The 25,600-nt window shown below is 70.1% G+C and carries 29 protein-coding genes and 1 pseudogene; 10 read left to right on the top strand and 20 right to left on the bottom strand.

Annotated features, from left to right (window positions below):
- Positions 1–23: 23 nt before the first annotated feature.
- The gene (locus tag QSK39_RS06850; RefSeq protein ID WP_285476788.1) at positions 24–1,121 is read right to left on the bottom strand and encodes an S-(hydroxymethyl)mycothiol dehydrogenase; all 1,098 of its coding nucleotides are present in this window, start codon (positions 1,119–1,121) and stop codon (positions 24–26) included.
- Positions 1,122–1,283: 162 nt separating this feature from the next.
- On the opposite strand from QSK39_RS06850, the pseudogene fdxA reads away from it, so the two are divergent.
- Positions 1,284–1,604, top strand: a pseudogene (gene fdxA, locus QSK39_RS06845) (ferredoxin); the annotation flags it as partial.
- 381 nt (positions 1,605–1,985) lie between these two features.
- On the opposite strand, the gene QSK39_RS06840 reads toward fdxA, so the two are convergent.
- Positions 1,986–2,846, bottom strand: coding sequence for a sigma-70 family RNA polymerase sigma factor (locus QSK39_RS06840; protein WP_285476787.1), 861 nt, complete (start codon positions 2,844–2,846; stop codon positions 1,986–1,988).
- Between the two features lie 76 nt (positions 2,847–2,922).
- On the opposite strand from QSK39_RS06840, the gene QSK39_RS06835 reads away from it, so the two are divergent.
- Positions 2,923–3,372 carry a carboxymuconolactone decarboxylase family protein gene (locus tag QSK39_RS06835; RefSeq protein WP_285476786.1) on the top strand — a complete coding sequence of 150 codons (450 nt, stop codon included), beginning with the start codon at positions 2,923–2,925 and terminating at the stop codon, positions 3,370–3,372.
- Positions 3,373–3,411: 39 nt separating this feature from the next.
- Here QSK39_RS06835 and QSK39_RS06830 read toward each other — a convergent pair whose 3' ends face one another.
- The 9 genes from QSK39_RS06830 to QSK39_RS06790 form a co-directional block, all read right to left on the bottom strand.
- Complete coding sequence (locus QSK39_RS06830) at positions 3,412–4,674, bottom strand: C39 family peptidase (RefSeq protein WP_285476785.1); 1,263 nt, start codon at positions 4,672–4,674, stop codon at positions 3,412–3,414.
- 71 nt (positions 4,675–4,745) lie between these two features.
- Positions 4,746–5,147: a PaaI family thioesterase gene (locus QSK39_RS06825; protein WP_285476784.1), complete on the bottom strand. Its 402-nt coding sequence runs from the start codon at positions 5,145–5,147 to the stop codon at positions 4,746–4,748.
- Between the two features lie 56 nt (positions 5,148–5,203).
- Entirely contained in the window at positions 5,204–6,931 is a 1,728-nt protein-coding gene (locus tag QSK39_RS06820; RefSeq protein WP_285476783.1) for a TIGR03767 family metallophosphoesterase, read from the bottom strand.
- Positions 6,932–7,097: 166 nt separating this feature from the next.
- The gene (locus tag QSK39_RS06815; RefSeq protein WP_285476782.1) at positions 7,098–7,550 is read right to left on the bottom strand and encodes a DUF4190 domain-containing protein; all 453 of its coding nucleotides are present in this window, start codon (positions 7,548–7,550) and stop codon (positions 7,098–7,100) included.
- A 58-nt stretch (positions 7,551–7,608) separates the two neighbouring features.
- Entirely contained in the window at positions 7,609–8,040 is a 432-nt protein-coding gene (locus tag QSK39_RS06810; protein ID WP_285476781.1) for a DUF4190 domain-containing protein, read from the bottom strand.
- Positions 8,041–8,095: 55 nt separating this feature from the next.
- Positions 8,096–8,881 carry a carbohydrate ABC transporter permease gene (locus QSK39_RS06805; protein ID WP_285477951.1) on the bottom strand — a complete coding sequence of 262 codons (786 nt, stop codon included), beginning with the start codon at positions 8,879–8,881 and terminating at the stop codon, positions 8,096–8,098.
- Positions 8,882–8,910: 29 nt separating this feature from the next.
- Positions 8,911–9,807: a carbohydrate ABC transporter permease gene (locus QSK39_RS06800; protein ID WP_285476780.1), complete on the bottom strand. Its 897-nt coding sequence runs from the start codon at positions 9,805–9,807 to the stop codon at positions 8,911–8,913.
- The gene (locus QSK39_RS06795) at positions 9,804–11,102 is read right to left on the bottom strand and encodes an ABC transporter substrate-binding protein (RefSeq protein WP_285476779.1); all 1,299 of its coding nucleotides are present in this window, start codon (positions 11,100–11,102) and stop codon (positions 9,804–9,806) included. The genes QSK39_RS06800 and QSK39_RS06795 overlap by 4 nt, the downstream gene beginning before the upstream one ends.
- A 102-nt stretch (positions 11,103–11,204) precedes the next feature.
- The gene (locus QSK39_RS06790) at positions 11,205–12,833 is read right to left on the bottom strand and encodes a long-chain fatty acid--CoA ligase (protein WP_285476778.1); all 1,629 of its coding nucleotides are present in this window, start codon (positions 12,831–12,833) and stop codon (positions 11,205–11,207) included.
- A gap of 445 nt (positions 12,834–13,278) precedes the next feature.
- Between QSK39_RS06790 and mihF the strand changes: the two genes are divergently transcribed.
- Together mihF and QSK39_RS06780 are read left to right on the top strand one after the other, a co-directional pair.
- Entirely contained in the window at positions 13,279–13,590 is a 312-nt protein-coding gene (gene mihF / locus QSK39_RS06785) for an integration host factor, actinobacterial type (RefSeq protein WP_026468624.1), read from the top strand.
- An 82-nt stretch (positions 13,591–13,672) separates the two neighbouring features.
- On the top strand, positions 13,673–14,827 hold the full coding sequence (locus QSK39_RS06780) for an isochorismate synthase (protein WP_285476777.1): 1,155 nt from the start codon (positions 13,673–13,675) through the stop codon (positions 14,825–14,827).
- On the opposite strand, the gene QSK39_RS06775 is transcribed toward QSK39_RS06780, so the two are convergent.
- From QSK39_RS06775 to QSK39_RS06765, 3 genes are read right to left on the bottom strand one after another with little or no spacing between them, the layout of a single operon-like run.
- Positions 14,824–15,063 (bottom strand): hypothetical protein, encoded by a 240-nt coding sequence (locus QSK39_RS06775; RefSeq protein WP_285476776.1) that lies wholly within the window; start codon positions 15,061–15,063, stop codon positions 14,824–14,826. The two genes, QSK39_RS06780 and QSK39_RS06775, sit on opposite strands and share 4 nt — an antisense overlap.
- Before the next feature lie 21 nt (positions 15,064–15,084).
- The gene (locus QSK39_RS06770) at positions 15,085–15,405 is read right to left on the bottom strand and encodes a DUF6247 family protein (protein ID WP_285476775.1); all 321 of its coding nucleotides are present in this window, start codon (positions 15,403–15,405) and stop codon (positions 15,085–15,087) included.
- Between the two features lie 8 nt (positions 15,406–15,413).
- On the bottom strand, positions 15,414–16,106 hold the full coding sequence (locus QSK39_RS06765) for a 4'-phosphopantetheinyl transferase family protein (protein WP_285476774.1): 693 nt from the start codon (positions 16,104–16,106) through the stop codon (positions 15,414–15,416).
- Between the two features lie 130 nt (positions 16,107–16,236).
- Between QSK39_RS06765 and QSK39_RS06760 the strand changes: the two genes are divergently transcribed.
- Positions 16,237–17,406 (top strand): acyl-CoA dehydrogenase family protein, encoded by a 1,170-nt coding sequence (locus QSK39_RS06760; RefSeq protein ID WP_086680388.1) that lies wholly within the window; start codon positions 16,237–16,239, stop codon positions 17,404–17,406.
- Positions 17,407–17,472: 66 nt separating this feature from the next.
- On the opposite strand, the gene QSK39_RS06755 is transcribed toward QSK39_RS06760, so the two are convergent.
- From QSK39_RS06755 to QSK39_RS06740, 4 genes are read right to left on the bottom strand one after another with little or no spacing between them, the layout of a single operon-like run.
- On the bottom strand, positions 17,473–17,793 hold the full coding sequence (locus QSK39_RS06755; protein WP_086680390.1) for a hypothetical protein: 321 nt from the start codon (positions 17,791–17,793) through the stop codon (positions 17,473–17,475).
- A gap of 58 nt (positions 17,794–17,851) precedes the next feature.
- Positions 17,852–18,493 carry a TetR/AcrR family transcriptional regulator gene (locus QSK39_RS06750; RefSeq protein ID WP_284742933.1) on the bottom strand — a complete coding sequence of 214 codons (642 nt, stop codon included), beginning with the start codon at positions 18,491–18,493 and terminating at the stop codon, positions 17,852–17,854.
- Positions 18,484–20,007, bottom strand: a complete 1,524-nt coding sequence (locus tag QSK39_RS06745; RefSeq protein ID WP_285476773.1) for an ATP-dependent acyl-CoA ligase — start codon at positions 20,005–20,007, stop codon at positions 18,484–18,486. Before QSK39_RS06745 ends, QSK39_RS06750 begins: the two co-directional genes overlap by 10 nt.
- The gene (locus QSK39_RS06740) at positions 20,004–20,741 is read right to left on the bottom strand and encodes an enoyl-CoA hydratase/isomerase family protein (protein WP_285476772.1); all 738 of its coding nucleotides are present in this window, start codon (positions 20,739–20,741) and stop codon (positions 20,004–20,006) included. The genes QSK39_RS06745 and QSK39_RS06740 overlap by 4 nt, the downstream gene beginning before the upstream one ends.
- A gap of 47 nt (positions 20,742–20,788) precedes the next feature.
- On the opposite strand from QSK39_RS06740, the gene QSK39_RS06735 reads away from it, so the two are divergent.
- On the top strand, positions 20,789–22,390 hold the full coding sequence (locus QSK39_RS06735) for an amidohydrolase (RefSeq protein WP_285476771.1): 1,602 nt from the start codon (positions 20,789–20,791) through the stop codon (positions 22,388–22,390).
- A gap of 4 nt (positions 22,391–22,394) precedes the next feature.
- On the opposite strand, the gene QSK39_RS06730 is transcribed toward QSK39_RS06735, so the two are convergent.
- Positions 22,395–22,715: a hypothetical protein gene (locus QSK39_RS06730; protein WP_285476770.1), complete on the bottom strand. Its 321-nt coding sequence runs from the start codon at positions 22,713–22,715 to the stop codon at positions 22,395–22,397.
- 55 nt (positions 22,716–22,770) lie between these two features.
- Between QSK39_RS06730 and QSK39_RS06725 the strand changes: the two genes are divergently transcribed.
- Positions 22,771–23,211 (top strand): GNAT family N-acetyltransferase, encoded by a 441-nt coding sequence (locus QSK39_RS06725; protein WP_285476769.1) that lies wholly within the window; start codon positions 22,771–22,773, stop codon positions 23,209–23,211.
- Positions 23,212–23,251: 40 nt separating this feature from the next.
- On the top strand, positions 23,252–23,935 hold the full coding sequence (locus tag QSK39_RS06720; protein WP_285476768.1) for a metal-dependent transcriptional regulator: 684 nt from the start codon (positions 23,252–23,254) through the stop codon (positions 23,933–23,935).
- A gap of 16 nt (positions 23,936–23,951) precedes the next feature.
- Here the strand turns inward: QSK39_RS06720 and QSK39_RS06715 are convergent, their stop codons facing one another.
- Positions 23,952–24,164: a hypothetical protein gene (locus QSK39_RS06715; RefSeq protein WP_285476767.1), complete on the bottom strand. Its 213-nt coding sequence runs from the start codon at positions 24,162–24,164 to the stop codon at positions 23,952–23,954.
- A gap of 170 nt (positions 24,165–24,334) precedes the next feature.
- On the opposite strand from QSK39_RS06715, the gene QSK39_RS06710 reads away from it, so the two are divergent.
- Both QSK39_RS06710 and QSK39_RS06705 read left to right on the top strand, forming a co-directional pair.
- Positions 24,335–25,153, top strand: coding sequence for an LLM class flavin-dependent oxidoreductase (locus QSK39_RS06710; RefSeq protein ID WP_285476766.1), 819 nt, complete (start codon positions 24,335–24,337; stop codon positions 25,151–25,153).
- 71 nt (positions 25,154–25,224) lie between these two features.
- A complete protein-coding gene (locus QSK39_RS06705; RefSeq protein WP_285476765.1) occupies positions 25,225–25,569 on the top strand; it encodes a transcriptional regulator in 345 nt (114 codons plus the stop codon).
- Positions 25,570–25,600: the final 31 nt, after the last annotated feature.

Genomic DNA, 25,600 nt, shown 5'->3' with positions numbered 1-25,600 from the left:
GTAGTCCGCGTCGGTGAAGAGGGTCAGAACGTCACCACGCTGCGCAGGACGTCACCGTGGTGCATGCGCTCGAAGGCCTGCTCGACGCCGTCGACGCCGATGCGCTCGGTGACGAACTTGTCGAGCGGCAGCCGGCCCTGCAGGTAGAGGTCCACCAGCATCGGGAAGTCGCGGCTCGGCAGGCAGTCGCCGTACCACGACGACTTGAGCGAGCCGCCGCGCGAGAAGAAGTCGATCAGCGGCAGGTCGTTCAGGCGCATCTCCGGCGTCGGGACGCCGACGAGCACGACCGTGCCGGCCAGGTCGCGTCCGTAGAAGGCCTGGCGCCAGGTCTCCGGGCGGCCGACGGCGTCGATCACGACGTCCGGGCCGAAGCTGTTCGTGGCGTCCTGCATGGCCTCGACCACGGCTTCTTCGCTGAGCCCGCGGCTGTTGACCGTGTGCGTCGCGCCGAAGTCCTTGGCCCACTCCAGCTTCCGGTCGTCCATGTCGATCGCGACGATCGTGGTGGCGCCGGCCAGCTTCGCGCCGGCGATGGCGGCGTCGCCGACGCCGCCGCAGCCGATGACCGCGACCGAGTCGCCGCGGGTGACGGCGCCGGTGTTGATGGCCGCGCCGAGCCCGGCCATGACGCCGCAGCCGAGCAGCCCGGCGACGGCGGGTTCGGCCTCGCGGCTGACTTTCGTGCACTGTCCGCTGTGGACGAGCGTCTTCTCGAGGAAGGCGCCGACGCCGAGCGCGGGCGACAGTTTGGTGCCGTCGGCCAGCGTCATCGGCTGGGTGGCGTTGAACGTCGAGAAGCAGTACCAGGGCTTGCCGCGCTTGCAGGCGCGGCAGGTGCCGCAGACGGCGCGCCAGTTGAGGATGACGTAGTCGCCGGGTTCGAGGTCGGTGACGCCCTCCCCGACGGCTTCGACGACCCCGGCGGCTTCGTGGCCGAGCAGGAACGGGAAGTCGTCGTTGATCCCGCCCTCGCGGTAGTGCAGGTCGGTGTGGCAGACCCCGCAGGCCTGCACGTTCACGACGGCCTCGCCCGGCCCGGGATCGGGGACGAGGACGGTCTCCAGCGAGACCGGCTCGCCCTTCGCTCGCGAAACGACCCCCTGGACCTCGTACGGCATGCGAATCCACCTTCCGGCTGCACTGCTGGTTTGCCCGCAGCTTGCCACGGATCACGCAGGGATGGCGACATCCGCATGAGTGAGGTTCGGTGATTCCTGCGCAACCTGTTGCGTTTTACGCAACTCCTATCCGGTCGGGGCGGATGTGACTAGGTTTCCGGCATGGCGTTTGTGATCGGGCTGCCCTGCGTCGACGTCAAGGACCGCGCGTGCCTCGACGAATGTCCGCTGGACTGCATCTACGAGGGTGCCCGGAGCCTCTACATCCATCCGGACGAGTGCTTCGAGTGCGGTGCGTGTGAGGCGGTTTGCCCGGTGGAGGCGGTCTCGTACGTGGAAGACGCCGCGTTGGCGCCGGACAACGGCTTGTTCTTCAGCGAGATCCTCCCCGGGCGCGACGCACCCTTGGGGTCTCCGAACGGTGCGGCCGCGGTCGGCCCGCTGAACGCGGACACGGCGCAGGTCGCGGCACTGCCACCGCAACGCCCGACCGCGCGGCGGCTACCGCGCGTGAAGCCTCGGGCGTGTGGCAACTGCGGCTGTGCCGACGGTGACGGCGGGCGGCGCGATCCGGGCTGATGTGGGGGCGTGCCTCCGGTGCGTCACTGAGTTTGCCGAGCGGTGCGGTCGGGGTTGGCCCGCGGACTGGGCATTGCCGCCGCCGAATGGTGCGGTAGGTCGGCCCGCTGAACGCGGACATGGCACTGGCGCCGCAGCGCCCGACTGCGCGGCGACCACCGCGCGGGAAGCCCCGGGCGTGTGCCGCAGCGCCCGCCGCGCGAGAAGCCCCGGGGCTGCGGCCGCGCCCACGATTCCGGCGGCCGGCGCGACCCGGGCGCGTGCCTCCGGCCCCCGGTTTCCAGCTTATCGGGAGGTACCGACAGTTCCGGGCGGCTCGGGCAGGGCCATCGACGCCAGCCGGGCCGGGTCGGCCACCGCCGCTATTCCCGCGATCCGGCCGTCCACCACCGTGAACGCCACCACCGACAGCGGGGTCCCGTCCGGCCGCCACGCCACCACTCCCGGCAATCCGCCGACCAGGACCTCCCGGCCGTCGTTGGCCGCGCTGAAGCGTGCTCCCGCCGCCACGTTCGTCGCTCCCAAGACCACCACCACGCCGTCCGGGGTGTCGACCGTCAGCTTGACGTCGGGGTCGAGCACGCGCAGCAACCCCTCGAAGTCACCGTCGCGGGCCGCTCTCAGGAACGCGTTCACCACTTCTCGCTGCTCGGGCCCGGCCGACAAAGCGGGCGACGGCGTCCGGACCTTGCGGCGGGCGCGGCTCGCGAGCATCTTGCTGGCGGCGGGGGACTTGCCCAGGATCCGGCCGATCTCCTCGAACGGCACCGCGAACAGGTCGTGCAGCACGAACGCCAGCCGCTCGTTCGGCCCGAGCGACTCGAGGACGACGAGCAGCGCGAGCCCGACCGAGTCCGCGAGCGCCACGTCGTCCGCCGGCTCGGAGCCGGCTGCCACGACGACCTCGTCGTAGGGCGTCTCGGGACGGGACCGGCGCGAGCGCAGGACGTCGAGGCTGATCCGGCCGACCACCGTGGTCAGCCAGCCGTCGAGGTTCCGGATGGTCCCGGCGTCCTGGCGCGACAGCCGCAGCCAAGCTTCCTGGACGACGTCCTCGGCATCGGCGTGCGAGCCGAGCACCCGATGGGCCACCGCGCGCAGCCGGTCGCGCTGCGCTTCGAAGGCCTCGGTCACCGTGTCGGGCATGTCGTTACCTTCCTCCGTTCCGCTCCGTCGTGGTGCTGACGGGCCCGGAGGGGCACAGGTAACAGACGGAGGACCGATGGAAGCGCGGTTGAAGGACTCGGGGAACCCCGAGGTGTTCGGAGCGATCCAGCAGATCATCAAGGCGGTGCACGCCGGCGGCGTCGACCCGCTGGTGCTGGAGCTGGTCCACCTGCGGGCCAGCCAGATCAACGGCTGCAGCCCGTGCGTGTACGGCGGCGTCCAGTCGGCGAAGAAACACGGCGAAACGGAAGAACGGCTGCACAACGTGGTCGCGTGGCGCGAGACGCCGTTCTACACGGAGCCGGAGCGGGCGGCCCTCGCGTTGACGGAGGCGGCGACCCGGCTCCAGGACGGCGAGCCGGGGGTGACGGACGAAATCTGGGAGGCGGCGGCGAAGCACTTCGACGAGAAGCAGCTGTCGGCGATCACCCTGAACATCGCGCTCACCAACTTCTTCAACCGGATCAACCGCACGACCCGGCAGCAGGCGGGCCAGGCCTGGTGAACCCGGCGGGGCGCCGGTCCGGCGCCCCGCCGAGCCCGGTCAGGCCGGGGTGATGATGTACGCGATGCCGCCGGGGCCGCTCGCGACGGTCCCGTCGGCGCGGTACCGCTTGGTGCGCTGCCAGATCTTCTCGAACTGGTCGCGCTTGTAGATGTTGCGGACCCGGTCGTTGCTGCTGGAGGCCGGGTCGTTCGCGATCACGTCGCCGTCCTTCGTGAAGCCGACGACCACCATGATGTGCCCGGCCGTGCCGTAGCCCGCGCCGTCGAGCTCCGAAGCCAGGAACGACTGCGACGTGATCACCGGGATGCCGCGGGCGATGTAGGTCTCCAGCTCGTTCAGCGAGTGCAGCCGCGTGATGTGCCCGCGCAGCCCGCGCGACGCCGCGTACGCCGTGTTGAACGGCCAGTTGCCGGTGCCGTCGTACGCGTGGTCGTAGGTGTAGCGCGCCGCGAATGCGATCGACGGGTCGACGTAGTCCGAGGGGATCCAGGACATCTCCGCCGCCGACGGCTTCTTGCCCCAGTACTCGGCCACCATCTCCGTCGACGTCGGGCTGCACCAGGCCTCGCCGCCCCCGCCGTACTGCGGGAACTGTCCCTTGTGGAGGTTCTGCGCGTACGCCGGCACCTTCAGCTCGATGCCCGTCGCGCGGCCCGGCTTCGTCGTCTGCACGTCGAAGCGGTCCGGCACCGCCGAAGTCATCGCGCCCAGCGACGTCACCGACGGCGACGCGGGGGACCCGGCTTCGCGGTAGAGGGTGATCCGCAGCTTGTACGACTTCAGCGTGACGCCGGCCTTCATGACCAGCGTGTCGACGTCGACCAGCGCGTTCGCGTCGTCCTGGCCGTCGACGCTGGTGCGCAGGATGTCGGCGTCGCCGCTGGCCCAGTGGCCCATCACGTACCACGCGGTTTCGGCGCCCGCCGAGGTCTTGCCCTGCGCCTCGACCTGCAGCCACGTCTTCGCGGGCGTCCGGGCGTTCCACGACGCGACCAGCTGCGTCGCGCCGAAGCCCTGCCGGTACGACGGCGACGTCCACTGGCCGTACTCGTACGTTCTCGTCGTGCCGAGCTCTGGCTCGGTGTGCTCGACCGTGCCGGCCGGGCGCGTGATGCGCAGGCCGTCGCGGGTCAGGGCGAGGCCGTCGAAGCCGCCGTCGTGGAACTGCCCGCCGTTCCACTCGTGGTAGTCGATCGCCTCGTCGTCGTGGGGCCGGGCCGGCGCGGCCTCGGCGACCTGCGCGGTTACTGCAGTCAACACAACCACGGACAATAAGGTGAACAACTTGCGTACGCGCATCCCGGCTCCCTGTCAGTCCCACCCAGTAGCCAGGGATTTTTGCCGGTCGGGCCCGGTATGTAAACAGGTACCTAGAGGACGGCCTGCGTCTGTGTCACTTTCGCGACCAACTTGCCGTCGTCGTCGTGGATCTCCGTCTCCACCACGACGAACTTGCGCCCGGCGTGCAGTGGTCTGGACGACGCAACGGCGTAGCCCGAACGCACGGCACGCAGGAAGTTCGTCTTCGACTCGACGGTCGTCGTGCCCTGCCCGCCTTCGGGGAGGTTGAGGAACGCGCACACGGCACCGGTCGAGTCGGCCAGCGCCATGAGCGCGCCCCCGTGCAGCGCGCCGCCGAGCGTGCAGAGGCTCTCGTCCCACTTCAGCCGGCTGCGGACGAGTGCCTTGCCGTGCTCCAGCACCTCGACGCCGAGGCGCTCGGAGAACGGCATGGAGCGGTGGAAGAGCCGGGTGCCCTCGGGATCGGTCATGCCCCGCAGCCTGCCCGAAGACCGGCCGCGGGGCGATTACCTCAGGGGTAACGCGCTCAGCTCAGCGGGTTGACGAGCAGCAGTTCCGTGTTGTGGTCGACGGCCTCGCCGACGCGGCCGAGGTCGACGTGGATGTCGTTGTAGGACAGCTCGCGGTAGAGGGACGCAAGCGCTTGCGGGGTCCGGGCGTCGTAGTCCACGGCGTACGGCGCTTCCGCCTCGATCAGCGTCGTGAACAGCGACAACGTGCCGTCCGCGTTGTCCGCGACCTCGACGATCCGGGCCTGCTGCGGGAAGTCGACGTGCGACGCCGTGTTGATCTCCCAGAAGCTCTGCTTCGGCGTGTTCCCGGCGTGCGCGGTGATCTTGTTGAGGTGCGTGTGGCCGTTGACCCACGCCAGCACGTTCGGGAACCGCTTGAGCAGCCCGACGAACGCGTTGCCGTCCAGGCGCGGGTCGAGCAGGTGGCGCGAGTCGGGCAGCACGTTGCCCATCGAGCCGCTGGTGTGGTGGCTGAACAGGAGGAACAGCTCGTCGGTGACGGCGTGGGTGACCTTGCGGCCGAAGAAGTCGTAGTACGTCGAGCTGTTGCGCTTGAGCGTCGACTCGACCCAGGTGAACTGGGCCAGGCCGATCGAGCCGTCGGCGAACCCGGCGTCGGTCGTCGTGTCGAGGCTGATCCCGGTGATGCCCGGCGAGATCCGGAAGGTGTAGTAGACGTTCTTGCCGTCGGCGTTGTCACCGGTGAAGCCGTGCCCGACCGGGCCGGGGCCGGTGTTGGCCGCGTCCAGGTGCGCCTGCACGAACTGGCCGGTGGTGAACGGGCGGCGCCGCGCGTCCGGCGTGATCTCGCGGATGGTGCCGCTGCCGCCGAACAGCTCCGCGACCGGGATGCTGGAGCCGGGCTTCTTGATGGCGTCGGCGAGCTTCTTCGCGGTGCTCTCGTCCTTGCCGATCACCTTGTACTTGCTGGTGTACCAGGCGTCGATGCCGGGGATCTGCGCCGGCAGCGAGCCGACGATGCTGTCGTCGTGGTTGCCGAAGGTGCAGTACCACGGGACGTCGAGGCCGGGCGCGGTGAAGGTCTTGATGCCCGCTTCGAGCAGGCCGGGCAGCTGCGGGAAGCCCTTGGCGGAGTAGTCGTCGCCCACGCCCGCGATGGCCGGGTTCCAGAACTCCTTGTTGCCGGAGCTCTGGACACCTTCGTAGGCGTTCGTGGCACCGGAGTTCGGCGTGACGCTGCCGCCGTTGAGGACCTTGAGGAACCAGTCGAGCTCGATCAGCTCGTGGTTGTCGGTGTTGTCGCCGGTGGTGACCATGAGGTCGAACGGCCGGCCGGTGAAGGGGCCCTGGCGGACGCTGTTGACGCGTTCGACGAGCGCGGAGGTGGCGACGGTGCCGAGCGCCTCCTGCGGCCGGTGCGCGGAGCCGATGAAGGGGTGCAGGTACTCGAAGCGCGCGGGGCTCTCGGTGTCGGTGATGTGCAGGTCGGTGAACTGCACGAACGCACTGAGGGCGCGCCGCCGGTCGTCGCGGCCGGCCTGCGGGGCGGCGAGGTCGCCGCGGACGACCAGCGGCCAGCCGGGGCCCGCGGACAGGCGGCTGTAGCTCGCGGTGCCGCCGCCGGTGGCGACCTGTTCGAGGGTCGTGCCGGCAGTGCTGACCGAGCGGGTGCTCGTGAGCCGCAGCGCGCGGTCGAGGGCGTTCGCGGTGGGCGTGCACAGCAGGAGTCCGAGACCGGCGGCGCCCGCGGTGGCGACGGTGCGCCGGGTGAGTTCGGCCATGGTTGTTCGCTCCCCAGTTTCTCGGTTGCCCAGCACCGTGCCGGACCTTGGTGGACGCGGGGTGAACGTGAAAAACATTCACCGTGACACTTCAATCCACCTTGTCACACGTCTCGGCGAGGGGAGTACCGCCGAACGTCGTGGTGATTTCGGGCGACGGGAGCGCTCAGCAGGCGTAGGTGCACGCGGCGGTCCCGGCCGCCGCCATGATGCCGAAGAAGAACAGCATCACGATCACCGCCGGGATCACCGCGATGATGCCGCACACCAGGCCCGCGATGCCCATGCCCTTGCCCGTGTAGCCCGGCCGGTCGGCCTGGACCATGCCGCCCCACGACAGGCCGATCGCCAGGAAGCCGAGGACCAGGTCGACGAACGGGACCCAGAACAGGACGAGGGCGACGATGCCGACGACCATGCCCGCCACCGCCATCCCGCTGGTGGTCAGCGGCTGGTACGCCGCGTACGCGGGGTACGGCTGAGCGACGTAAACCGGTTGGGGCGCATACGGCTGCACCGGGTACGGCTGCGTCCCCCAGGGCTGCTGCGGAACAGGCGCCGAAGGCGGGTACACCGGGCCGGCCTGGTCCTGCTGCCGGTAGGGGTCGAACTCGGTCATCGTGCACCTGTTTCTGTCGTTACCCGGAGTCGTCGGTGCGCCGGCTCCGGGCGTTACGTCAGCAGTAAAGACCGCAGGTCGTCGTCACGGTCGCCGCCGCGGTGAAGAAGATGACCATGAAGATGATAGCCGGGATCATCGCGATGCTCCCGCAGATCAGGCCGGCGATGCCCATGCCGCGGCCGGTGAACCCGGGCCGGGCCGCCTGCGTCATGCCGGCCCACGACAGCCCGATCGCGAGCAGGCCCATCAGCACGTCACCGAACGGGATCCAGAACCCGAGCAGGGCGAGGATGCCGACGACCATGCCCGCGACGCACAGGCCGCTGGTGCGCAGCATCGGGACCGGCACGCCGTACGCCGCCGCGTACGGCTGGACGGGCATCGGCGCCGACACCGGGTTCTGCTGCCAGGTGGGCCCGCTCGGGGTGGGCATGTGCGACGCCGGGTCGTCCGGGTGGACCGACGGGTACGGGTCGGAACTGGTCATGGGAGTACCTGCTTCCTTCGAGACAACCCCGGAGTCGGCGGTGCCCCGCGGCTTGTTACGAGCCGCCCAAACCGGACTCCGTCACCCCGCGCACCAGGTACCGCTGCAGGAACGCGAACAGCAGCACGATCGGGAGGATCGACACCGCCGCCGCCAGGAACAGCAGGTTCAGCTGCGGGTTCTGCGCCGTCAGCAAGCCCGACAGCGCCACCTGGACGGTCCACGAGTCGGGGGACTGGGCGATGATCAACGGCCACAGGAACGCGTTCCAGCTGCCGATCACCGAGATCACCGCGATCGCCGCGAAGAAGCCCCGCGAGTTCGGTACGACGATCCGCCAGAACACGCCCCAGCGCGTGAGCCCGTCCACCCGCCCGGCCTCCTCCAGCTCGCGTGGGAAGTCCAGGAAGTACTGCCGGAACAGGAAAACGCTGAACGCGCTGAACAGCCCGGGGATCACCAGCCCGCGGAAGTCCGACAGCCAGCCGAGCGTCGAGACCACCACGAAGGTCGGCACGAACGTCACCGACGTCGGGATCATCAGCGTGGCCAGCACCGCGTAGAAGACCGCGCGAGAGTGCCGGTAGGGGATCCGCGCCAGGCCGTAGCCCGCCAGCGAGCAGACCACCAGGAGGCCGGTCGTCTGCAGGACCGCCACGATCGCCGAGTTCAGCAGGCTGCGGGCGAAGGGCACGTCGTCGAGGGAGAACAGCTTCGAGAAGTTCTCCCAGTGCGCGGTGGCCGGGAAGAACGTCCACTGTGGAGCGGTGATCTCAGCCCGCGACGCCAGTCCGTTGCGCACCAGCAGGTAGAACGGCAGCAGGAACAGCACCGCCGCCACCGTCAGCGACGTCCACCGGAAGAGGGCCTTCACGACACCCGCCCGAAGCGGAAGACCCGGCCCTGCAGCAACGTCACCAGCGCGATGATCAGCGCCAGGATCACCGCGCCCGCGCTGCCGCGGCCGAGGTCCTGGCCGCCCGAGCCCAGCGACGTGTAGTACAGGTACACCAGGGGCGGCCGGGCGAACGGCGGGTAGCCGCGGGAGTCGCCCATGATGTTGTAGAACTCGTCGAACGCCTGGTAGGCGTTGATCAGGTTCAGCAGCAGCACCGCCACGGCGGTCGCGCGCAGCTGCGGCAGCGTGATGTAGCGGAACACCTGCCACCCCGGCTTCGCGCCGTCGAGCCAGGCCGCTTCGTACAGGTGGTGCGGGATCCGCTGCAGCGCCGCGATGAACAGGATCATGTAGAACCCGAGCTGCAGCCACAGCCGCGCGGTGACCAGCACGATCCAGTACAGCGGCGGGTGGACCGTGCCCGTCCAGGCCACCGGGTCCGCGCCGAACAACCCCAGCACCGTGTTCGCCAGTCCGTAACGCACCCCCGAGAACAGGGACGTCTTCCAGATCAGCGACGCCACCACGTACGAGCACGCGAACGGCAGGAAGAACACCGACCGGAAGAACGCCCGCGCGAACCGCAACTGGTTGACGCCGAGCGCGAGCGCCAGCGAGAGGACGAACGTCAGCGGCACGATGAACACCGCGAACACGCTGAACGTCCCGAGGCTCGACAGGAACGGCTCGTCGGTGAGCATGTGCCCGTAGTTGTCCAGCCCGACGAAGTCCGTCGGGCTCACCGTGTTGCGCGCGTCGAAGAACGACAGGTACGCGCTCCAGCCGATCGGCAGGTACGCGAAGACCGCGAGCCCCAGCAGGAACGGCCCGACGAACAGCCAGAACGCGCGCGCGTCGCGCCCCTTCATCCGAACAGGCGCTTGAGCTCGGACTTCGCCACTTCGACCGCGGTTTTGGTCTGCGCGACCGGGTCCGCCCCCTCCTTCGCGATCTTCGCGACCGCGTCGGACAGCGCCGTGTTCGCCTGCTGGGTCCACACCGGACCGCCGACCAGGTGGCTGTTCTCCTTGACGAACTTCGCGGCGTCGGCGGCGGGGCCCGTCTTGAGGCTGTCCGCGCGGTCGGTGAGGCTTTGGCGCGCCGGGACGTGGAAGCCGAACTTCGTCGCGAACTCCAGCTGGTCGTCGGTCTTGTCGATCCACAGCCACTTCACGAACGCCTTGGCCTCGGCGACGTGCTCGCTCTTGGCGTTCACCATCGCGCCGTACGCGCCGACCGGCACCGACGGCGCGCCGCTGCCGTCCAGCCGCGGGAAGGGCAGCACGCCGAAGTCGTCGTCGAGCGCGTCGCGGATCTTCGGCACGTTCCACAGCCCGGTCCACTGCATCGCCGCGAGCCCGTCGACGAACGCGCCGGGGTCCGACCAGTCGGCGGGCGCGCCGAGCAGCAGCGAGCCGTTGGCGTTGAGGGTGTGCAGCTTGGCCAGCGCGGTCGCCGCGCGCGGGTCGTCGAAACCGACCTCGCGGTTGCCGTTCTTCAGGTAGTCGAGGCCGGCCGACCACAGCAGCGGCCCGGTGAGCACGCCGACGCCGCCGTCGTTGCCCGCGAAGAAGCCCTTGACGCCGTCCTTGGAGAGCTTCGCGGCCGCGTCGACCAGCTCGTCGACCGTCTGCGGCGGCTGCACGCCCGCGGCCTGCAGCAGGCTCTTGCGGTAGAAGAGCACCTGCGTGTCGATGGCCTGCGGGATGCCGTAGACCTTGCCTTCGACGGTCTGCGCGGCGAGCACGGCCGGGCTGAAGTCGCCCTTCATCGGGCCGAGGACGTCGTCGAGCGACACGACCTGGTTCTGCCGCACCCAGTCGATCTTGACCTGTGCCTCGAAGACGTCCGGCACCTTGCTGTTCTGCAGTGCGGTGACGATCTTCGAGTCGTAGTCACCCGGGTTCCACTGGACGTTGACCGTCGCACCCGGGTACGTCGCGGCGTAGCGCTTGACCGCTTCCTGGACGCCGTCTTCGCCGTAGGCGTGGTACCACTGCTGGAGCGTGACCTTGGGCGCGTCCGACGGCGGCGGTCCCGCCGAGTACGCCGTCGACGGCGGCGGGGTGCCCTGCCGCCCGGTGTTCGACCCGCACGCGGCCGCCACCGCGCCGACCGCGCCCGCTCCCGCGAGCGCGAGAAAGCTCCGCCTGTTTCGCTGCATCCCCAGTACTCCTCCGCGTACGTCCGTGAATGCCACATCGAGGGACACAGAGTCCCCCAATGTGGCATTCACGGAACCTTAGGCACGCCGGAGATTTACCCGTTAGAGCTGTGCGATGTCGAGCTTTCCCTCGGAGTAGGACGCGCGGATCCGCTTCTTGTCGAACTTGCCGACGCTCGTCTTGGGCACTTCGTCCACGAACGTCCAGTTCTCCGGCAGCTGCCACTTCGCGACCTTGTCGGACAGGAACTCGCGCAGCTCCTCGGGCGTGGCCGTCTGGCCCTCCTTGAGCACGACGGCGACCAGCGGCCGCTCGTCCCACTTCTCGTCCGGGATGCCGACGACCGCGGCCTCGGCCACCGCCGGGTGGCCCATGACCTGGTTCTCCAGGTCGACCGAGGAGATCCACTCGCCGCCGGACTTGATGACGTCCTTGGCGCGGTCGGTCAGCGTCAGGTAGCCGTCCGCGCTGACCTTGCCGACGTCGCCGGTGCGCAGCCAGCCGTCGTGGAACTTGTCCGGGTCGACCTGCGAGCCGCCGTAGTAGGAGCCGGCGATCCACGGGCCCTGGACCTCGAGCTCGCCGACGGCCTCGTCGTCCCAGGGCAGCACGGCGCCGTCGTCGTCGATCAGCCGGGCCCGCACGGACGCCGGGAAGCGGCCTTGGGTGTAGCGGTAGCGCCAGGCGTCCTCGCCGGTCGCGGTGGCGGGCGGCCGGGCGACGCTGCCCAGCGGCGACGTCTCGGTCATGCCCCAGGCGTGCAGGATCGAGACGTGGTGCTTCTCCTGGAACGCGTGCATCAGCGACGGCGGCACCGCCGACCCGCCGACGACGACCTCGCGCAGGTGGGAGATGTCCTGCGGGTTCGCGTCGAGGTGGGCGAGCAGGCCCTGCCAGACGGTCGGGACCGCGCCGGCGAACGTGGGCTTCACGGCCGCCAGCATCGCCGAGATCGGCGCGGGCTGGAGGAACCGGTCCGGCATCAGCAGCGACGCGCCGACCATCAGGGCCGCGTACGGCAGGCCCCACGCCATCGCGTGGAACATCGGCACGATCGCCAGCGCCGTGTCGCTCTGCGCGAGGTTCATGCTGTCGCTCATGCAGACCTGCATCGAGTGCAGCCAGATCGACCGGTGTGAATAGGCGACGCCCTTGGGGTCACCCGTCGTGCCCGAGGTGTAGCACATCGCGGCGGCGGAGCGCTCGTCGACGTCCGGCCAGTCGAAGGTGTCCGGCTGGGCGGCCAGCAGCGCGTCGTAGGAGTGCACCTCGATGCCGGCCGGAGCTTCGAGGGACGCGGCGTCGCCGTTGGCCACGATGACGTGCCGGACCGTCTTGAACTCCGGCAGCTGCTTCGCCAGCAGCGGGACGAGCGTCCCGTCGACGATGACGACCTGGTCCTCGGCGTGGTTGGCGACGAAGGTCAGCTGCTCGGGGAAGAGCCGGATGTTCAGGGTGTGCAGCACGGCGCCCATCGCCGGGACGGCCAGGTAGGCGGCCATGTGCTCGGCGTTGTTCCACATGAACGTGCCGACGCGCTGGTCGCCCGTCACGCCGAGGCTCCGGAGCGCGTTCGCGAGGCGGGCGGCGTTGCGGCCGAGGTCGCCGTAGGTCTCGCGGCGGGCTTCTGAACCGGTCCAGGTGATGACTTCGCTCGCCGAGTGCACCGACGTGCCGTGGCGGAGCAGGTTCGCCAGCGACAGCTGGCCGTCCTGCATGGTGCTCAACATGGTCGCTCCCGGGGGTCGTTCGCCGGCGGACTGGGGTTGGGCCGACTCTAGTGCGGATCGGGTGAAGCGGGCATGGTCAACAACGGCTCCGTTCGGTCACGGTCGTCCCGCGATCGGGCGACGACCGAACGGTGATCATGATCGACTATTTTTGCGCTTTTCGTTGTGAGCAACGAAATATGCACCGAAACCCGGTGTAGCGGAGGCTTCACTTCCGGGTGAGGATGGCCACTCGGGACGGTTCTTGGGAGCGTTTCCGCAGGCCGGAGCGGGTTGCCCGGCATCACCTCCGAGGGTATTAAGTGCGTGTCGGTTGCACGGCCGAGAACCCGGTGGCGTTTACTGGGGCCGTGGTAAGAGACGGCTGGCCAGCGCTTGCAGGAGCAAGCGCACCGAAAAGCCGTCGGCCGCGAAAGCGGAGACCTGAGAGGAAAGGACTACTACGTTGGCTCTGCCTACGTTGACTCCGGAGCAGCGCGCCGATGCACTCGCCAAGGCGGCCGAGGCTCGCAAGGCGCGTTCGGAGCTGCTCGCGTCGATCAAGTCCGGCAAGGAGAGCATCGAAAAGGTGCTCAAGCAGGCCAAGGAGAACAAGACGATCGGGAAGACGAAGGTCACCCAGCTGCTGAAGGCCGTCCCCGGCCTCGGCGCGGTGAAGGTCGCCGCCCTGCTCGAGCAGGCCGGTATCGACCCGGACCGGCGCGCCGCCGGCCTGGGCGAGCGCCAGCGCGAGGCGCTCATCGACGCGCTGAAGTAGCCGTCACCGGAGCTCCCGCGAGGGGAGTGTCGCTCGTGACACTCCCCTCGCGGATCTCCCGAAGCCTGGGACGCTGGAGTCTGTGAGTGACACAGACCCGGTGATCCCGGCAAGAGACCTCGCCGCCCGCTACCAGCGAGGCGACTTCCTCTTCACGACGGCCGAGCGCGCACTCCTCGCGCAGGGCACGATCCGGACCGTCGCCGAGACGGACCCCCGCCGGCTCGCCTCGGCGATCCCCGGCGTCCTGGCCGCCACGGGTGCCCCGCTGGCCGTCGGTGTCCTCCCGTTCGACACCGGACCCGACACGAAGGTGCCGGGCCACCTCGTCGTGCCCCGGACCGTCCACCGCTCCGAAGGGGCGCCTTCGCTGCCGCGCGAGGTCCTGCCGGCGCCCGTGCGGGTGCGTGCGGTGCCTTCTCCCGCGCAGCACATGGCCGCCGTCTCCGCGGCCGTCGAGGCGCTGGCCGCGCGTGACCTGCGGAAAGCCGTGCTGGCCCGGGCCCTCGACCTCGAGTTCGCCGCGCCCGTGCCGGCGGAGAGCATCGTGCGCAACCTGGCGGTCGGCAACCCCCGGCACTTCACGTACGCGGCCGAGCTGCCGGGCGGCCGCGCGCTCGTCGGCGCCACGCCCGAGCTGCTGCTGCGCCGCACCGGCCGGACGGTCTTCTCGTCGCCGCACGCGGGCTCGATGCCGCGCTCGGCCGACCCGGCGACCGACCGGGCCAACGGCGAGGCCCTGCGGACGTCACGCAAGGACCAGCTGGAGCACGCCGTGGTGATCGACTACCTGGTCGAGGCGCTGCGGCCGTTCTGCCGGACCCTGGAGGTTCCGGCGGAGCCGGAGCTGGTCACGACCCCGGCGATCTGGCACCTGCGCACCCCGATCACGGGCGAGCTGGCCGACCCGGACATCACGGCCCTCGACCTGGCGGCGGCGCTGCACCCGACCCCGGCGATCTGCGGCACCCCGACCGAAGGAGCCCGCGAGCTGGTCCAGGAGCTGGAGCCGTTCGACCGCGACTACTACGCGGGAGCGGTCGGCTGGGTGGACGCCTCGGGCGACGGCGAGTGGGCGGTGGCGATCCGCTGCGCGGAGATCGCATCGACCTCGATGCGGCTGTACGCGGGCGGCGGCATCGTCCCGGCTTCGGACCCGCAGGCGGAACTGGACGAGACGACGGCGAAGTTCCGGACGCTGCTGGGCGCGATGGGCTTGGCGGACTTGCCCGTCTAGGGAGCCCAGAGGATGCGAAGCAGGTCGACCCGGTTCTGGTCTTCCAGGATCAGGTAAGTGATCAGTCCTTCACCATGCGGCCCGAAGGCCAGGTTGCGCATCGCGCCCTCAGGATTCGCCCGGTGATAGGGATCGCCCTTGCCGGGAACCAGTTCGAGCATGCTGATGGCCTCGGCCAAGGCGGGAAGCGCCTGCTTCGGCAACGCTCGAATCTGATCTTGGACGTCGGGGTACACCTCGATGTCGGTACGCCACTGCTACAGGCCGAGCTCCGTCTTGAGCGAGTTCCACGATCGGCTGCCGGCGGGTGGCTCCCCAGAGTGCTGGGCGTGCTCGGCCGCTTGCACCATGCGCCGGTGGGCGGCGGGGTCGGCCTGGGTGCTCCACGCGATCCGGCGCCACGACTCCAGCGTTTCGACGAGGTCGGTAAGGCTCAGTGCCTCTCGGGCGACGTCGAGAGCACGGCGGTAGTCCTGGTCGAACCGGGGCACGTCCTCGGGCAACAGGGCAGCCCGGATGGCCGCCGGCGAAGCGCCCGCGGGATACCTCGGCTCACTCGTGCTCGCCGGTGTGGACATGTCGCCAACTATAGCCGCGGGACCCAGAGCTCCTCGGTCACCGACAGCTCGTCGGTGGTGAGCACCGCGATGGCCGCGCGGTAGCCGTCCGAGGCCTTCAGGTCCACCAGGCGCGTGGTCGCCGGGTCCAGTGCCGGGTCGCCCGACTCCAGGAGGCGGGCCGGTTCGTCGAAGCGGGAGAACGTGATGCTCTTCAGCGGGATGCGCAGGCCCTTGCCCGTGGCCTTCATCACGGCTTCCTTGCGCGTCCAGTAGACAAAGAACGCCGCCGCCTTCTCCTCCGGGCCGAGGCCGGCCAGGTGCGCCGTCTCGGCCGGGCTCAGCGCGTACTCGATCAGGCCGTCGTCCGCCTTGCGGCCGGCCGTCTCGACGTCCAGGCCCACCGGGACCGACGGGGTCGCCGCCACGCCGATCAGGTCGCCCGAGTGGGAGATCGACAGCGTCAGGTCCGCGCCCGGGACGCGGGGCCTGCCGTGCGGTTTGCCGCAGTCTTCGCAGGTCGCGTCGAACTTCACGGCCTCGGCCGGCACCCTCAGCCGCTCCGCCGCCACCGTCTTCGCCAGCACCCGGCCGGTGAGGAAGCGCCGTTTGTCCGCGTCCTGCCGGTAGGCCTCGAAGCGGCCTTGCTCGACGTCGTCCAGCAGGCGCAGGAAACGCTCTTCGGCGGGCAGCGGGGACGACCAGCGGACCACGATCTCCATCACCCCTCCGATCCTTCCGGGCGGCGAAGCGGTTGTCACGAATTCGCGGACAGGTCTGGGGTAATCCCGCTCCCAGGAGGTACCCTCGTACTAAGCAAGCGCTTAGCCAGTGTCGGAGGAGCAGCTCGGTATGGATTTCTCTCTCAGCACCGAAGAACGTGAAGTGCGCGACTGGGTCCGCACGTTCGTCCAGCGGGAGCTGATCCCGCTCGAGCAGGAAGTCCTCCGGCGCGAGCGCGCCCACCAGCCCGGGCTGACCGGCGAGGAGCTGAAGGACCTCCAGCTGAAGGCCAAGGAGTCCGGCTTCTGGGGCGTCTTCACGCCGGAGGAGTACGGCGGCATGGGCCTGTCCGCCGTGATGGCCGCGCTGCTCGAGGCCGAGCTCGGCCGCACCTTCGTACCGTTCCGCTTCGGCGGTGCCGCGGACAACATCCTGTTCCACGCCAACGAAGAGCAGAAGCAGACCTACCTGCTGCCGACCATTTCGGGCGAGCGCAAGTCGTGCTTCGCGATCACCGAGCCGGGCGCCGGGTCGGACGCCAAGGCCATCCGGACCACCGCCCGCAAGGACGGCACCGACTGGATCATCAACGGCGAGAAGACCTTCATCACCGGCGGCAACGAAGCCGACTTCACGATGGTCTTCGCGATCACCGACCCGGAGAAGGGCGCGAACGGCGGTGTCACGTGCTTCCTGGTCGACCGCGAGGCCGGCTGGAAGTCCGAGTACATCGACACCATGGGCGAGTGGGGCCCGGCGTCGCTGATCTTCCAGGACGTCCGCGTCCCCGAGACGCAGATCCTCGGCGAGGAAGGCCGCGGCTTCGAGCTCGCCATGCAGTGGATCGGCCAGGGCCGCTACCTCCTGCCGGCACGCGCGATCGGTTCGTGCGAGCGGCTGATCTCGATGGCCATCGAGCACGCCAACACCCGCGAGACGTTCGGGCAGAAGATCGCCGAGCGTCAGGCCATCCAGTGGATGATCGCCGACTCCGGCGTCGAGCTCGAGGCGCTGCGGTGGCTGGTGCTCAACGCCGCCTGGCAGGTCGACCAGGGCGTCGACTCGCGGCACGCGCAGTCGATGGCGAAGCTCTACGGCGGCCAGAAGGCCAACGAAATCGTCGACCGCGTCCTGCAGATCCACGGCGGCATGGGGTACACGCGGGAGCTGCCGGTCGAGCGCTGGTACCGCGAGCTGCGGCTGCTGCGCATCTACGAAGGCACCGACGAGATCCAGCGCCGCACCATCGCGCGCAACCTGCTCAAGGGCCACGTGAAGGTCGGCGGCGTCCTCGGCTGAGGTCCCCGGAAAGCGAACGAGGCCACCTCCCGGACGTCCGGGAGGTGGCCTCGGCTGCGCTTCGGGTTACTGCTTGTTGCGGATGGCGATCGGGACGCCGGCCAGGTCCTCTTCGTTGCACAGGAGCTTCACGTCGTAGTACGGCGAACCCTGGCGGTCGTCGTAGTCGAGGTGGATGGCGAGGACGTCGAGCGGCTCGCCCAGCCACTCCTGCGCCTGCCGTAGCCACGCGGAGCACCGCTCCAGGGCGGTGGGGAGATCGTCATCGCGGAACTCGACCGGGCGGTAGGGGACATCCTGCACCTGATCGCGGGGGTGTGCCGGCGCCGGGAGGCCCGGCGCGAGACCCGAGTCGTCCAGTTCCAGTTGGATCGTTTCCTCAGTCACCCTTCGAGCGTCCCCCACGCGCGCCGTCTGGGCAAGGCGTACACAGGTAAAAGCGCCGCTAAACGGACATGCCCCACTCTTTCGCGACGATTTCCCGGCAGCGTCGCAAGTCGGCCACGCCCGGCGAAGACGTGCAGCCCAGGGCCCTCGACGCCAGCTCCGCGTAGTGCTCGGCGAGCTGATCGAGAGCCAGTGGGCCGCGCGGTGAATACCACCTCGCGACACCGCTGCACATCTCCAGCAGCGCCAGCCGGGTCACCGCCGGGTGTTCGGTGTGGAACACCCCGGCCGCGACGCCTTCGTCGATCGCCGCCGCCCACAGGTGTTCGTAGGCGTCCCGCAACGCCACCACCGGTTCGCGCGCGGCCGGCGACAGCACGTCGACTTCGTTGTCCACCACGCGGGTTTCCGCCGGGCCGACCGCGTGCGCGAGCACGTGCAGCGCGACCAGCGTGCGCAGCCGGTGCACCGGGTCCGCGCTGCCGGCCGTCGCTTCGCGGGCCGCGTCGAGGAGGCGGTTCAGCGCCGTGTGCATGATCTCCGCGAGCAGATCCTCCTTGGTGCCCATGTAGTGGTACAGGCTCGCCGAGGAGAGTTCCGCCTCCTGCGCCAGATCCCGGATGCCCGTGCCGTGGAAACCCTTGGTGGCGAACAGTTTCACCGCCGCCGCGCGGACGCGCTCCCGGCTGGTCACAGCCATGCTTCCGCCTTCGCGTCCCACGACCCGGAACGCGGGTCGGCCACCTTCCGCAGCTCGCCCTTGGCGACGCGCTCGGACGGCGTCATCGGCAGCCCGTCGGCGAACGCCCAGAAGCGCGGAACCTTGAAGTAGGCCAGCTTCTCCGAGCAGAAGTCGACCAGGGAAGCCGGTTCCGGACGCTCGCCGTCGCACACGACGTACGCCTTGATCTCCTCGCCGCGCAGTTCGTCGGGCACCGCGACGACGGCCGCCAGCCGCACCGCCGGGTGCAACAGCAGCGCGCGCTCGACCTCGTCGGCGGAGACGTTCTCGCCGCTGCGGCGGATCATGTCCTTCGTGCGCCCGATGTAGTACACGCGGCCGGCGTCGTCCATGCGGGCGAGGTCGCCGGTGTGGAACCAGCCGTCCTTGAACGCCTTCGCCGTCGCTTCGGGGTCGTCGTGGTAGCCGTGCATCAGCCCGATCCCGCGGATCAGCAGCTCGCCGGTTTCCCCGCGTGGCAACGGTTTCCCGTCTTCGCCGGCGATCATCGCCTCGCGGTCGCGGCTCGGCCTGCCGATGCAGCCGGTGCCGACGGTCTCGTCGTGGTCGGCCGCGGTCATCCGGATGTCGCCGCCGGTCTCGGTCATCCCGAACGCCTCGTACCACGGCACGCCCCAGCGTGCTTCCAGTTCGGCGTGCAGCTCGTGCGGGATCGCGGACGCGCAGATCGCGCGGACGCGGTGCTCACGGTCGGCGTCCGACGGCTCCTGCCGCAGCAGCAGCGTCGGCATCAGGCCGAGGCAGTAGAACCAGGTGACGCCGTGCTCGCGGACCTTCGCCCAGAACGTGCTGGGGTGGAAGCGGTCCAGCACGACGAGGGTGGCGCCGCCGGCGAGACCCAGCGCGACGTTCCACTGTGGATCGATGTAGTGGAACGGCTGCGCGGTCAGCAGCACGTCGTCCGCGCCGACGGCGGGGAAGTCGGTGGCGAGGCCGACGGCCAGGGTCGTCCAGTACCGGTTCGGCAGGACGCAGCCCTTGGGGGCACCCGTGGTGCCGGAGGTGTACTGGATGTTGACCGGCGTTTCCGGCACCGGCGTGAACTCCGGCGGCTCGGCGTCGGTGCCGAGCTGGTCCGGGGTGACGACCTCGGTCAGCCCGATGCGAGTGAGGAGGTCGGTGAACTCCGGTGCGGCGACGGCCAGTTTCGCGCCGGAGTGGCGGAGGACGTGGGCGCCGTCGAACTCGCGGTAGTTCGTGTTGACCGGCACCAGCTGCGCGCCGATCTTGGCCAGCGCCAGCCAGAGCAGCGGGAACGCGGGCACGTTGCGCAGCATCACGGCCACGCGGTCCCCGGGCCCGATTCCGCGCTCGGCCAGCGCTGCGGCGAGCCGGGCGCTTTCGCGGTCGACTTCGGCAAAGGTGAAGCGCTGGTCTCCCTCGTCGAAGATCCAGGCCGTGCGCTCCGGCCACAGCTCGGCCGCCCGCTTGACGAGCTGGGCGAGCGTGCCGATCTCGGCGAGCGGCGTCACGTCCGGCTCCGGAAGGCCTCCGTGGACGCGGCGACCGCGGCCGAGGTTTCGGTGATAAGAGCGTGGCTGACCTCGAGTTCGAGCGCCGGCTCGATATCGGTGGTCGCGTCGAGGACGCGCTTCGCCATCGCGGCGGCCGCCGGCGGGTGTTCGGCGATCCGCTTCGCCCAGCTGAGCGCTTCGGCCTGGAGCTGCTCGGCCGGGACGGCGGCGTTGACCATGCCGAGCTCCGCGGCCTTCCGGCCGTCGAAGCGCTCGCCGAGCAGCAGGAGTTCTTTCGCCTTGAGCGGGCCGACGAGCAGCGGGAGCAGCCGCGACGCCGCGCCGGTGACGCTCAGGCCCAGCGAGACCTCGGGGAACGCGAAGACGGCGTCTTCGGCGGCCAGGATCAGGTCGCAGCCGAGCGCGAACTCCGCGCCGGCGCCGATCGCGTAGCCGTGCACCGCGGCGATCACCGGCTGCCGCAGCGCGCGCAGCCGTCGCGTGACGTCCTGGAGCCGGTCGAGCCGCGCCCGGGAGTCCCCCGCGGGGGTGGGTTCCTTGAGGTCGTGGCCGGCGCAGAAGGCGCGGCCGGAGCCGGACAGCACGACGACGCGGGCGTCGCTGCGCGCGGCGGCGTCGAGGGCGGTGAGGAAGTCGTCGACCAGGACGGCGGCGACCGCGTTCAGCCGCTCGGGCCGGTTCAGCCGGATCTGCGCGATGCCGTCCTCGACGGCGAACTCCACGGTGGGCATGAGGGCGATGCTAGACGTTCGATCGATCGATCGATAGTGTCGGGTTCATGCGGGTCGATGCGGTCTACGAGAACGCCACGGTGTGGACGGGTGCGGGCGTGACCAGCGCGCTCGCCGTGCTGCACGGCCGGGTCGTCGCACTCGGGGACGACGCCCTCGAGCTGTCCGCGCGTTCGCGGGTCGACCTGGCCGGCGGGTTCGTCGTGCCCGGGTTCCACGACGCGCACAACCACATGGCGTGGTTCGGGATGGGCCTCGACGACGTCGCGCTGGGGGGCTGCCGCAGCGTCGAGGAGGTCTACGACGCCGTCGCCGCCCGGGCCGCGACGCTGCCGGCCGGGAGCTGGGTGGTCGGGAGCGGGTACGACCAGAACAAGCTCGCCGGCGGGCACCCGGACCGGCACGGCCTCGACCGCGCCGCGCCGGGGATGCTCGTGCGGCTCAAGCACACGTCCGGGCACATGACCGTGGTGAACTCGGCCGTCCTCGACCAGCTGGACCTGGCCAACGTGCCGGTCGGCGGCGACGTCGTGCCCGACGCGGACGGCTCGCCGACCGGGCTGCTGCGCGAGCAGGCCCAGCTGCTGCTGCGGCCGCTGACGTACCCGACGCCGGTTTCGCGCGTCGTCCGCGGGCTCGGCCGGGCGTCCGAGCAGTACCTCTCGGAAGGCATCACCAGCGTCCAGGAGGCCGGGATCGGCGGCGGCCTGGTCGGCGAGACACCCGCCGAGCTGGCCGCCTACCAGGAGGCGCGCGACCTCGGTGTCCTGCGCGTGCGCAGCACGGTGATGGTCGCCGCGAGCGTGCTGCACGACCTGCCCGACGACGCCGGCTTCGGCCTCGACCTCGGCCTGCGCACCGGCCTGGGCGACGAGTGGCTGCGCGTCGGCCCGATGAAGTTGTTCGCCGACGGCTCGCTGGTGGGCCGGACGTGCGCGATGCACGAGCCGTTCGACGGCGAGCCGGGCAACCGCGGGTACTTCCAGGTGCCCGAGGACGCCTTGGCCGACACGATCCGCCGCGCGCACGAAGCCGGCTGGCAGATCGCGACGCACGCGATCGGCGACCGCGCGATCACGGTCGTGCTCGACGCGTACGAAGCCGCGTTGGCCGCTTCGCCGCGCACGGACCACCGGCACCGCATCGAGCACTGCGCGGTGCTCCAGCCCGCGGAGCTGTCCCGGCTCGCGTCGCTCGGCTTGCTGGCGTCGCCCCAGGGACGCTTCGTCAACGAGCTCGGCGACGGCATGCGCGCCGCGCTCGGTGAGGCTCGCGTCCCGTGGTGCTACCGGCTGCGAAGCGTCCTCGATGCGGGTTGCGTGCTTCCCGCGTCCTCGGATCGCCCCGTCGTGAACGGCGCACCACTGCTCGCCCTGGCCGACATGGTGCGTCGGCGCACGGCGTCCGGAGCCCCCTTCGCACCCGAAGAGGCGTTGACGCCGGAGCAGGCGTTGCGCGCGTACACGTACGGCTCGGCGTACGCGACCTTCGCCGAGCGCGACCTGGGCACGCTCGAACCCGGGAAGCTCGCCGACTTCGCCGTGCTGTCCGGCTCACCCCTCGACGAGTCCGCTTTGGACGGCCCTGCTTGGGAAGAACTCAGCGTGCAAGGCACGGCCGTCGGCGGCGAACTGCGTTATCAAGCGTGATGACTCACTTCCTTCCCACGAACTCGAGTGCTTCTTTGGCCAGCGCGGACCACGGTTGCGTCGACGCCGTGTCCAGCGCCAGCCACTCCTTCATCGGCGTGCCCTTGTTCGCGTCGAAGCGCACCCCGTGCCCACCCTCGACCAGCGCGTCCACCCGGGCTTCTGGCAGCTTGAGCACCAGCTGCCCGCGGACGAACATCGCGAAGATGCGCCCCTGCGCGCGCAGGGCTGTGTGCCCGAAGCCGCCGGTCGCGCCGGGTGGCGTGATGCCCGGACGTCCGGTGAACTCGTCGACCAGGTCCTCGAACTTGTCTTCTGGTGACATCGACCACCTCCGACCCCGACAGTAACGACCACCACCGACAGAAACGGGAGGCGAGATGCCCGTCCGCGACGCCGTCTTCGAGGACATCGAAGAAATCTGCACGCTCATCGAAGAGCACGCCGTCTACGAGGACAACCACGACCTCAAGCTCGACCGCGCCGAGATGAGCGGGCACCTCTTCGGGCCGGACCCGAAGGCGTGGGTGCTGATCGCGACGCCGCCCGAGGAGCCCGGGACCGTCGCCGGCTTCGCCTTCTGCAGCTGGAACTTCTCCACCTGGGAGGCCCGGCCCGGAATCTGGCTGGACGACCTGTTCGTCCGCCCCGCCCACCGGCGCTTCGGGCTCGGCAGCGAGCTGCTCGACGAGCTCCGCAACCGCACCACCGGGCGCGTCGAGTGGGACATGCAGGCGGGCAACGAGAAAGGCGAGGCGTTCTACGCCCAGCTCGGCGCCGAACCCGTCCCCGGCTGGATCCGCTACCGCTGGCGGCCGTGAACTTTCACGAGAAAGATCCCGGCCCCGTATCGTATGCGGCATGGGAGATGGTTCGGTCCGGAGGTCCTCGTCGGTCGAGGACTACGTCCGGGTGATCTATGGCCTGGTCGAGCGCGGTGAGGCGGTCACGAACACCTCGCTCGCCGGCCGGCTGGAGGTCAGCCCGTCCTCGGCGTCGGGGATGGTCACGAAGCTGTCCCAGCTCGGGCTGGTCACGCACGTGCCCTACCGCGGGATTGAGCTCACCGCGGACGGCAGGCTGCTCGCGCGCTCGGTGCTGCGGCGGCACCGCCTGATCGAGACGTACCTGGTGTCCGAGCTCGGCTACACGTGGGACGAGGTCCACGCGGAGGCGGACGCCCTGGAGCACGCGGTGTCGGACAGGCTGGTCGAGCGCATCGCGGCCAAGCTCGGCAACCCGGTCCGCGACCCCCACGGCGACCCGATCCCGGCCGCGGACGGCAGCGTCGAGGAGCTCTCGGTCCGCATCCTGGACGACCTCGAGCCGGGCGCGGTGGGCGAGATCGTCCGGGTCTGGGACACGGACCCGGAGCTGCTGAGGTACCTGACGGAGCACGCGATCAACCTGGGCGAACGCATCGAGGTCGTCGAGCGCCAGCCGTTCGGGGGACCGATGGTGGTGAAGGTGGGCTCCCCGCCGGAGGTCGCCACGCACGCCATCGGCAAGGAGATCGCGCAGGCCTTGTCGGTCACCCTGCGCTGAGGAGCTTCGCCGTCGTTCAGCCGCCGATGGAGAGCTGGAACCCGACGCGCTCGGCCTCGTCGGCGTCCTTCCACAGCGTGCCGCGGTTGCTGTTGCCGACGTGCACGCCGTAGCGCTCGGCACGTCGGCAAAAGTGAAACGGTGACCTGCGAACCGTCTCCGAGATCGCCGTACCCGTCGTATCCGTCAGCTGTGGACTTGGTGCCGTGCTGCCCGAAGTCGTGAGCACGACCAAGACGGTGGCGATGTAGGCGAGCTGCTTGCGCCGTCATTGCGCGTTCCGCTACTACCGAAAGTAACCAACGCGCAATGGCACCTGGCGTGCGCTGAGGGGCGTACGCGCGAGTGACGTCGTGAAGCGGATGTGGTGACGCACCCGCCACCCCGACCATGGCTTGCATGAAACCCTTCCGCTTCGGCGTCGTCGCCGGCTACTCGCCGGACCTCACCTCGTGGACCGCTCAGGCCGAATACGTCGAGAAGCTCGGCTTCGACACCCTTCTCGCGACGGATCCCGTCGGCGCTGCCGATCCCTTCGTGCTGCTCGGGGCCGCCGCCGCGGTCACCCTGGACCTCACCATCGGCACCTTCGTGCTCGCCGATCCCTTCCGGGACGCGCGTGCCCTCGGCTGGCAGGCGCAGACCCTGCACCAGCAGACCGGTGGCCGGTTCGAGCTCGGGCTCGGGGTCGGGCGGCCCGGGGCGGAGGCGCACGCCGAAAGCCTCGGGCGGGAGTTCGGCGAACCGGGTGAGCGCATCACACGGATGGCGGAGACGATCGCCCACCTCAAGCGATCGATCGACCGGCCGCGGCTGATGCTCGCCGGCGGTGGGCCGAAAATGCTGGCGCTCGCCGCGCAAGAAGCCGACACCGTCACCTTCACCTGGAAGCCGCAGACGACCGAAGCCGACGCCGAGTCCATTGTGGATCGATTCCGTAAGCTGGCTGACGAACGGCTGCCGGACATCGAGCTCGGGCTGAATCTGATGGCCGTCGGGGACGAGCCGTCGCCGGGAATCGCGCGGTGGGCCGGGGTCGACGTCCCGGAGCTCGCCGCCGCCGGTGCCGTCACCGTGCTGCCCGCTGATCCAGGTCAAGCGGCGGAAAGGCTTCTTCGCTGGCGGGAGCGGTGGGGGATTTCCTACGTCACGATCAACTCCGGCTACGCGGAACCGTTCGCTGCCATCGCCGAAGAGGTGCGGCTCGCAGGTGGGTGAGGGCCCTTCCGATCTTGCGAAGCTGGGCCTACGCTCCAATTTTCGTCTCGGGAGTGCTTCGGAGCGTTGTGATGACCGGTCAGCGAACACGCACCATCGACCGGGGGGAACAGGCGGAGCTGAGCCAGCTGCTCTCCGCCGGGCCGTTCGACGTGGCCCTGCGGGCGGCGATCCGGGCCCGCGGGCTCGGCCTCGACCGGATCCGCTATCGCTTGCGCGGCAGGGGAACCACGGTCAGCCTGGCCACCCTCAGCCACTGGCAGTCGGGGCGGTGCCGGCCCGAACGCGCGGAATCGTTGGAGGCCCTGCGGAATCTCGAGGACATCCTGAACGTGCCGGACGGCTCGCTCAGCAAGCTCCTCGGGCCGCCGCGGGGAAGAACGCGCTTCCACGCTCAGCCGCCGCCGCTCAATTGAGCGGTACCAAGGGAAAACCGCTCACCTGAGC

This window comes from Amycolatopsis sp. NBRC 101858 (assembly GCF_030269325.1).
Classification (GTDB): Bacteria; Actinomycetota; Actinomycetes; order Mycobacteriales; family Pseudonocardiaceae; genus Amycolatopsis; species Amycolatopsis ponsaeliensis.
This window is presented reverse-complemented; position numbering and strand designations above follow the sequence as displayed.

Excerpts from the sequence above, each read along its gene's own strand:
- QSK39_RS06850 (WP_285476788.1), bottom strand. The coding sequence starts at position 1,121 with ATGCCGTACGAGGTCCAGGGGGTCGTTTCGCGAGCGAAGGGCGAGCCG.
- QSK39_RS06840 (WP_285476787.1), bottom strand. The coding sequence starts at position 2,846 with ATGCCCGACACGGTGACCGAGGCCTTCGAAGCGCAGCGCGACCGGCTG.
- QSK39_RS06835 (WP_285476786.1), top strand. The coding sequence starts at position 2,923 with ATGGAAGCGCGGTTGAAGGACTCGGGGAACCCCGAGGTGTTCGGAGCG.
- QSK39_RS06830 (WP_285476785.1), bottom strand. The coding sequence starts at position 4,674 with ATGCGCGTACGCAAGTTGTTCACCTTATTGTCCGTGGTTGTGTTGACT.
- QSK39_RS06825 (WP_285476784.1), bottom strand. The coding sequence starts at position 5,147 with ATGACCGATCCCGAGGGCACCCGGCTCTTCCACCGCTCCATGCCGTTC.
- QSK39_RS06820 (WP_285476783.1), bottom strand. The coding sequence starts at position 6,931 with ATGGCCGAACTCACCCGGCGCACCGTCGCCACCGCGGGCGCCGCCGGT.
- QSK39_RS06815 (WP_285476782.1), bottom strand. The coding sequence starts at position 7,550 with ATGACCGAGTTCGACCCCTACCGGCAGCAGGACCAGGCCGGCCCGGTG.
- QSK39_RS06810 (WP_285476781.1), bottom strand. The coding sequence starts at position 8,040 with ATGACCAGTTCCGACCCGTACCCGTCGGTCCACCCGGACGACCCGGCG.
- QSK39_RS06800 (WP_285476780.1), bottom strand. The coding sequence starts at position 9,807 with ATGAAGGGGCGCGACGCGCGCGCGTTCTGGCTGTTCGTCGGGCCGTTC.
- QSK39_RS06795 (WP_285476779.1), bottom strand. The coding sequence starts at position 11,102 with ATGCAGCGAAACAGGCGGAGCTTTCTCGCGCTCGCGGGAGCGGGCGCG.
- QSK39_RS06790 (WP_285476778.1), bottom strand. The coding sequence starts at position 12,833 with ATGTTGAGCACCATGCAGGACGGCCAGCTGTCGCTGGCGAACCTGCTC.
- QSK39_RS06770 (WP_285476775.1), bottom strand. The coding sequence starts at position 15,405 with ATGTCCACACCGGCGAGCACGAGTGAGCCGAGGTATCCCGCGGGCGCT.
- QSK39_RS06765 (WP_285476774.1), bottom strand. The coding sequence starts at position 16,106 with ATGGAGATCGTGGTCCGCTGGTCGTCCCCGCTGCCCGCCGAAGAGCGT.
- QSK39_RS06760 (WP_086680388.1), top strand. The coding sequence starts at position 16,237 with ATGGATTTCTCTCTCAGCACCGAAGAACGTGAAGTGCGCGACTGGGTC.
- QSK39_RS06750 (WP_284742933.1), bottom strand. The coding sequence starts at position 18,493 with ATGGCTGTGACCAGCCGGGAGCGCGTCCGCGCGGCGGCGGTGAAACTG.
- QSK39_RS06740 (WP_285476772.1), bottom strand. The coding sequence starts at position 20,741 with ATGCCCACCGTGGAGTTCGCCGTCGAGGACGGCATCGCGCAGATCCGG.
- QSK39_RS06735 (WP_285476771.1), top strand. The coding sequence starts at position 20,789 with ATGCGGGTCGATGCGGTCTACGAGAACGCCACGGTGTGGACGGGTGCG.
- QSK39_RS06730 (WP_285476770.1), bottom strand. The coding sequence starts at position 22,715 with ATGTCACCAGAAGACAAGTTCGAGGACCTGGTCGACGAGTTCACCGGA.
- QSK39_RS06725 (WP_285476769.1), top strand. The coding sequence starts at position 22,771 with ATGCCCGTCCGCGACGCCGTCTTCGAGGACATCGAAGAAATCTGCACG.
- QSK39_RS06720 (WP_285476768.1), top strand. The coding sequence starts at position 23,252 with ATGGGAGATGGTTCGGTCCGGAGGTCCTCGTCGGTCGAGGACTACGTC.
- QSK39_RS06710 (WP_285476766.1), top strand. The coding sequence starts at position 24,335 with ATGAAACCCTTCCGCTTCGGCGTCGTCGCCGGCTACTCGCCGGACCTC.
- QSK39_RS06705 (WP_285476765.1), top strand. The coding sequence starts at position 25,225 with ATGACCGGTCAGCGAACACGCACCATCGACCGGGGGGAACAGGCGGAG.